Annotated in this window: 6 protein-coding genes and 1 pseudogene; all 7 read left to right on the forward strand. The window is 29.6% G+C overall.

Annotation, left to right across the window (positions count from 1 at the left end; all coding sequences use genetic code 11):
• Position 1 precedes the first annotated feature (1 nt).
• A complete protein-coding gene (locus tag ELQ11_RS08555; protein WP_126230616.1) occupies positions 2-2,467 on the forward strand; it encodes a conjugal transfer protein TrbE in 2,466 nt (821 codons plus the stop codon).
• Positions 2,464-2,901 (forward strand): annotated as a pseudogene (locus tag ELQ11_RS08560) (Rha family transcriptional regulator); the annotation flags it as partial. The gene ELQ11_RS08555 and the pseudogene ELQ11_RS08560, both read left to right, overlap by 4 nt.
• Before the next feature lie 5 nt (positions 2,902-2,906).
• Positions 2,907-3,461, forward strand: a complete 555-nt coding sequence (locus ELQ11_RS08565) for a BRO family protein (protein ID WP_071609264.1) — start codon at positions 2,907-2,909, stop codon at positions 3,459-3,461.
• Entirely contained in the window at positions 3,458-4,324 is an 867-nt protein-coding gene (locus tag ELQ11_RS08570) for a TrbM/KikA/MpfK family conjugal transfer protein (RefSeq protein ID WP_230100176.1), read from the forward strand. The genes ELQ11_RS08565 and ELQ11_RS08570 overlap by 4 nt, the downstream gene beginning before the upstream one ends.
• A gap of 11 nt (positions 4,325-4,335) precedes the next feature.
• The gene (locus ELQ11_RS08575) at positions 4,336-4,896 is read left to right on the forward strand and encodes a Rha family transcriptional regulator (protein WP_134225252.1); all 561 of its coding nucleotides are present in this window, start codon (positions 4,336-4,338) and stop codon (positions 4,894-4,896) included.
• Between the two features lie 586 nt (positions 4,897-5,482).
• A complete protein-coding gene (trbJ, locus tag ELQ11_RS08580; protein ID WP_019109043.1) occupies positions 5,483-6,286 on the forward strand; it encodes a P-type conjugative transfer protein TrbJ in 804 nt (267 codons plus the stop codon).
• A gap of 48 nt (positions 6,287-6,334) precedes the next feature.
• Positions 6,335-6,612: EexN family lipoprotein (locus tag ELQ11_RS08585; protein WP_019109042.1), on the forward strand; the 278-nt coding region annotated here is incomplete at its 3' end.

The following is a 6,612-nucleotide window of genomic DNA, read 5'->3' on the forward strand; positions in this document are numbered from 1 at the left end:
AATGTTAGCACTTAAAGAATTCAGAAGTAAAGCAAAAGCATTTCCCGATATTCTAAACTATGCAAGTTTTATAGATGAAGGTATTTTACTTAACAAGGACGGGAGTTTAACAGCAGGATTTTATTATCGTGCTGGAGATATTAGTTCTATGACTATAAGTGAAAGAAATACTTTAAGTGCTAGAATTAATGCAATATTAAATACTTTAGGTAATGGCTGGGCGGTTCATATTGATTGCTCAAGAATTAAAACAGAAAATTATATTGATGGCGAAACTTTTTATAAAAGCAATATTGCACAAATTCTTGAAAATGAAAGAAAGCATTATTTTGAAAATGTAGAACATTTTGAAAATCTTTTTACAATGATTTTTACTTATTTACCTCCACATAAAAATATAAGTAAAATCACTAATTTAATGATAATTGATGAAAATGTTAATAAAAATCAAAGCGATAAAATATTGGAATATTTTAAAACTACTCTTCAAAAACTAGAAGATAGTTTGAGCAATTATATTAAAATAGAAAGAATGCTACCAAGGGTAGTTACTGATGAATATAATAATGAATATATTTTAGATGATATGCTTGAATATATTAATTTTTGTATTTGTGGTGAAAGACAAAAAATAATATTACCAAATGCCCCTATGTTTTTGGATTGTTTGTTGGGCGGAAAACATTTTGAAACAGGAATGTATCCAAGAATTGATAATCAATACATAGGAATTATTGCTATTGAAGGTTTTCCAAGTGAAAGTTATCCAAATATTTTAAATGCACTTACAGAACTTAATTTTGACTATAGATTTAATACTAGATTTATTTTTTTAGATCATTATGAAGCTGAAAAATCACTTAATAAATATCGTAAAAAATGGCAACAAAAAACAAGAGGTTGGTTAGATCAATTATTAGATCGCCCTACAAGAAAACAAGATGATCATGCTGTGCTTATGGTGCAAGAACTAGATTCTGCATTATCAGAATCAAAAAGCGGTATGATAGGGTATGGTTATTACACTGCTAATATTGTAGTTTTCGATAGAGATAATGAAAATTTAGAATATAAATTAAAAGATATAAGAAGAGTTTTAGAAGGTTTAGGTTTCTTATCAAGAACTGAAACAATTAATTCTGTAGAAGCTTATTTGGGAACTTTACCTGGATTTGTTTATCCAAATTTACGCCGTCCTATATTAAATACCCTTAACTTAACACATTTAATTCCTTTGGCGTCTGTTTGGGCAGGAGAAAAATATAATCCAAGCGAAAGATTTCCTCCAAATTCTCCTCCGCTGATGCAAGTTGTAACTTCTGGCAATACGCCTTTTAGGTTAAATTTACATGTTAGTGATTTAGGGCATACTTTAATTTTTGGTCCTCCTGGGAGTGGTAAATCAACTCTTTTGGCAAATATTTTCCTTGCTTGGCAAAAATATCCAAATGCTAAAATTTACGCATTTGACAAAGGACAAAGCTTACTAGCTCCTACACTCGCAACAGGTGGAATTCATTATAATATTGCAGGAGAAAACTCATCTTTGGCGTTTGCTCCTTTAGCAAATATCAAAACAGAATCTGAGATTGCATGGGCTGAATTTTGGATTGAAACTTGTTTAAAATTACAAAATGTCAATATTACACCAAAACACAAAAAATTAATACATGAAGCTTTAATTTCTCATACTAATACAAATTCTACTTCTTTAACTGAATTTGTATCAGCATTGCAAGACAATGATTTAAGAGATGCTTTAAGTTATTACACAATTTCTGGAACAGGTGGTTTTTTATTTGATTCAGAACAAGATAAATTAAGTCTTAGTAATGTTACAACTTTTGAAATAGAAGATTTAATGAGCTTAGGTGATCAATACATAGTTCCTACTTTACTTTATATTTTTAATCGTATTGAAAAGGGATTAGATGGAAGCCCTACATTATTGATTATTGATGAAGCATGGATTGCATTAAATCACCCAGCATTCAAAGATAAAATAATTAGTTGGCTTAAAGTTTTAAGAAAAGCAAATGTAGCTCTTGTAATGGCTACACAAAGTTTAAGTGATAGTGCAAAAAGTGGAATTTTAGATATTTTACAAGAATATTGCCCTACTAAAATATTTTTACCAAACCCCGAAGCTTATAAAAAAGGAAGTGAAAATGTTTTAGCCCCTTATGATTTTTATAAAATATTTGGACTTAATGATGTTCAAATAGGAATTATTACTAATGCTATTCAAAAAAGAGAATATTATTACACTTCTCCACTTGGAACTAGGCTTTTTAATCTAGCACTTGGAAAAACTAATTTAGCCTTTACAGGTATTAGCGATAAAGTAAGCGTTAAAAGAGTAAATCAACTTTATGAACAATATAAAGAGAATTGGGCTTATAAATGGTTAGAAGAAAAAGAAATAAACTACAAAAGATTTGATAATTCAAAAAAGGAGGAAGCATGAGTAACCTAACTGTTATGAATATAAATAATCAAGAAGTTGTTTTTGAAAACAAAGATGAACAAGTTTTTTGCACTAGTTTAGATGTGGCTAAGGTTTTTGGGAAAAGACATGATGATGTTTTAAAAGCTATTAGAAATATTTTAAACGACTTACGAGAAATAGGGGATTTGCAATGTATCCGCAATTTTACGGAATCATTTCAATACCGAAAAATAGAGGGTTTTAGAGGTAGAGGAAAAAAATACCCATACTATCAACTTACAAAAGATGGTTTCTCATTTATAGCTATGGGGCTAACAGGTAGAAAAGCGGATAAATTTAAAATTGCATTCATTAATGCCTTTAATGAAATGGAAAGAATTATTAAAAATCAATACACACCAAAATTAGAAAATTATAATAAATATAAGATTCCTAACACATTCTACAAGGAGATAGCATGAGCAAAGTTATTTTATTTGAAAATGAAGAATTGGGACAAGTAAGAACAATTAGAGATAAAAATAATGAGCCTTTGTTTTGCCTAAATGATATATGCAAAATATTAAATATTAAAAAAACAAATAGCGTTAGAGACTCTATAAATAAGGAGTTCGATAAAGGGGGCGTTTTTGAGTGGCACCCCTTTAAAACTCTTGGTGGAATACAAAAATTTATTGTAATAAATGAACCTGAACTTTACTTTGTCTTAATGAGAAGTGATAAGCCAAAAGCAAAGCCTTTTAGACAATGGGTTATTAAGGAAGTCTTACCAAGCATTAGAAAGCAAGGTTATTACGCGTCTAACAACACACCAAAATTAGAAAATTATAATAAATATAAGATTCCTAACACACCTTATAGGGAAAATATTATTAAAGCGATTATGCAAACTGAACAAAATCGTAATTGTGAATTTGAAGAGCTAATCGCATATGAAATTAAAGAAATATATAAAGACAATAAATCTCATATCGAACAAAAAATTAATTTTAGAGCGAAAGGATTAATATGAAAAATTTTATTTTTGGTGTTAATAAAGCCATAGGGAAATCTCACCCCCATAAAAATGGGGCAAGGCTAAAAAGCCTTGACTATAATTATACAAAGGAGTATAATTATAACTATGAGATTTGTGTAACTCAATTTAATCACCTCTTTTCTGAGGTTAAATTTAGCCACAGGGTTGCAGCCCTATGGCTAACCCCAAAAAATTGTACTCAAAAACTCAAAAAACTTTCTTTAATTGCGTCTTTACTTTTATTTATTGGTAGTAACGCTTTTGCTGATGATGTTTTAACTGGGGATACAAAATTGGCATGTGAAGCGATTTTGTGCTTAAGTAGCGGAACTCGTCCTGCTGAATGCGGTCCTTCGTTAGCTAGATATTTTGCAATACACTTTAAAAAACCCTGGAAAACAATTGATGCAAGAAAAGCTTTTTTAAACCTTTGCCCTATACAAAATGATACAAATGTAGAAGATTTGGTATTAAAAAATTTAGTTGATGATGTATTGCCAAGTTCAGATCCTAGACAATGCACACCAAATTATTTAAACACACAAGTAGAAACACAAAGAAGTTATTCTACTTTCGGTATTATGAGTTATAGGATTAATCCAAATATGCCTAGCTTTTGCTACGCACTAATAAATCATCAATATACCGACTATAAAATGCCTAAATACACATGCACAGGCGAATTTTATAATTCTTTAGAATGGAAACTAAGTGCAAAATTACAACTTATAACTCAACAAGCTTATCAAAGCCTTCCAGATAATCAAAAATATATGATTTCTAGAACTTGCGGGGATAGAAATTGTTATGAATATTACCAAAAAATCCCATTCACTAAAGAATGCTGGACTTATTAAAAGGAGTAGATATGAGCAATACAAGCATAATCAACATAAACAATCAAGAAGTTGTTTTTGAAAACAAAGATGAACAAGTTTTTTGCACAAGTTTAGATGTGGCTAAGGTTTTTGGGAAGCAACATAAAGATATTTTAGAAATAATCAGAAGCAAAATAAGAAATAAAGAAATTCAAAATTTTAACGGGCGGAATTTTTCGCCCGTTAAATATAAAGATGCTAAAGGAGAAATGAGACCGGCATATCAACTTACCAAAGATGGTTTCTCATTTATAGCTATGGGGCTAACAGGTAGAAAAGCGGATAAATTTAAAATTGCATTCATTAATGCCTTTAATGAAATGGAAAGAATTATTAAAAATCAATACACACCAAAATTAGAAAATTATAATAAATATAAGATTCCTAATACACCATATAGAGAAAATATTATTAAAGCGATTATGCAAACTGAACAAAATCGTAATTGTGAATTTGAAGAGCTAATCGCATATGAAATTAAAGAAATATATAAAGACAATAAATCTCATATCGAACAAAAAATTAATTTTAGAGTAAAAGGATTAATATGAAATTTTAATTTTTGGCGATACAAAATAAACATTAAAAATTAAAAGAAAGGAGAAGTAGAAGTTTAAGAGGTAGGTTACCGCATAACCCCAACAAGTGGGGCAAGGCTAAAAAGCCTTGACTATTATTATACATAATAGTATAATAACAAGGATTATGCGGTCAATTATGGACATAAAATCACCCACTTTCACGGGTAAAATTTAGCCATAGGGGGTCAGACCTACGGCTAACCCTTAATGGGTATTCTAACTAAAACCTACTTAAACTTCAAAAATATACAAAATGAAAAAAACCAACATAGAAATTGTTTAATCAATCAAAATAAACATTAAAAATTAAAAGAAAGGAGATAAATAAAGTTAGTATAAAAGCCAAAGGGTTTCTAGTAACCCCCTTAAAGAAAGGGAGAAGTCAAAGCTAATAAGCCTTGACTATTATTATACATAGTAGTATAATAACTACTAGAATTTTGTTAATCAAGGTTTCTCACCTTCTTTCTAAGGCAAGTTTTGATTGACCAAAGGCTGGAACCCTTTGGTTAATCAGCCTTAACTGCAATTATACTAACTTATTTCAAAATTACAAATGAAAAAATCTTTATTTGGCGTAAAAAAAGCCACTTCAACAATAATTGCAACTTTAATTATAGGAACTAATAATGCCTTTGCAGGTGGTATTCCTGTAATTGATCTTAGTGCTATTGCTAATCAAGTAAAAGATTATGCAATGCAACTTCAACAATACGAGCAACTTTACCAGCAATTGCAACAACAACTTCTCATGGTAAAAATGCAACAACAAAACTTACAAAACTTGGGTAAATATGATTGGGAAAATCTAGGCACAATTCTTTATCAAGTTAATAATGTGATGAATCAAGTTAATGGTCTTTCTTATGATATAGGCAATGTTTCTAAAAAATTCGAAGATACTTATAAAGATTTCACAGGTTATAGCGATGATCTTACAAACGCCACAAATGAAAAGGAAAGATACGAACTTTATTCTGATAGATATAAACAAATTGCACAAACAAATCAAAATACATTTAAAGGAACATTACAACAGCTCGAGCTTCAATATCAAGACTTACAAAATGAAGACACTATTATTTCAAAACTTAAAGAGCGTTCAGAAGGTTCTAAAGGAAATTTACAAGCAATACAAGCCACTAATGATCTTATCACTTATCAAATTGATGAAGTAAGAAAATTAAGAGTTACTTTAATGAATCAAAATAATATGCTTACAAATTATTTAGCGTCGCAAAATAATAAAGATGTTTTAGAGCAAACTAAATTAGAAAAACAAATGCAATCCGATAGTCGCGTTCCTTATGGAATTGGCAAAAATCAAAACTATCAAACAGACGCCCTTAAATGGAAATAGAATAATGTTAAAATACTATGTTTCAAAATTTTATAAAAGGAGATAACAATGAAACATTTTATTTTTGGTGGATTAATAAGCTTAGGTGCTTTAGCTTTTTTAATAGGTTGTGGTGATGAAGCAAAAACAAGTGAATACTATGAAAAACACATTGATGAAGCTAAGGCTAGAGTAGCAGAGTGTAAAAAAATGGAGAAAATGAATGAAACTCAACAAAGAGATTGTTCTAACGCAAAATGGGCAGTTGAAATGCAATCCGATAGTCGCGTTCCTTATGGAATTGGCAAAAATCAAAACTATCAAACAGACGCCCTTAAATGGAAATA

The sequence above is a fragment of the Campylobacter sp. US50a genome, from assembly GCF_004379015.1.
In the GTDB taxonomy this organism is placed as follows: Bacteria; Campylobacterota; Campylobacteria; order Campylobacterales; family Campylobacteraceae; genus Campylobacter_D; species Campylobacter_D jejuni.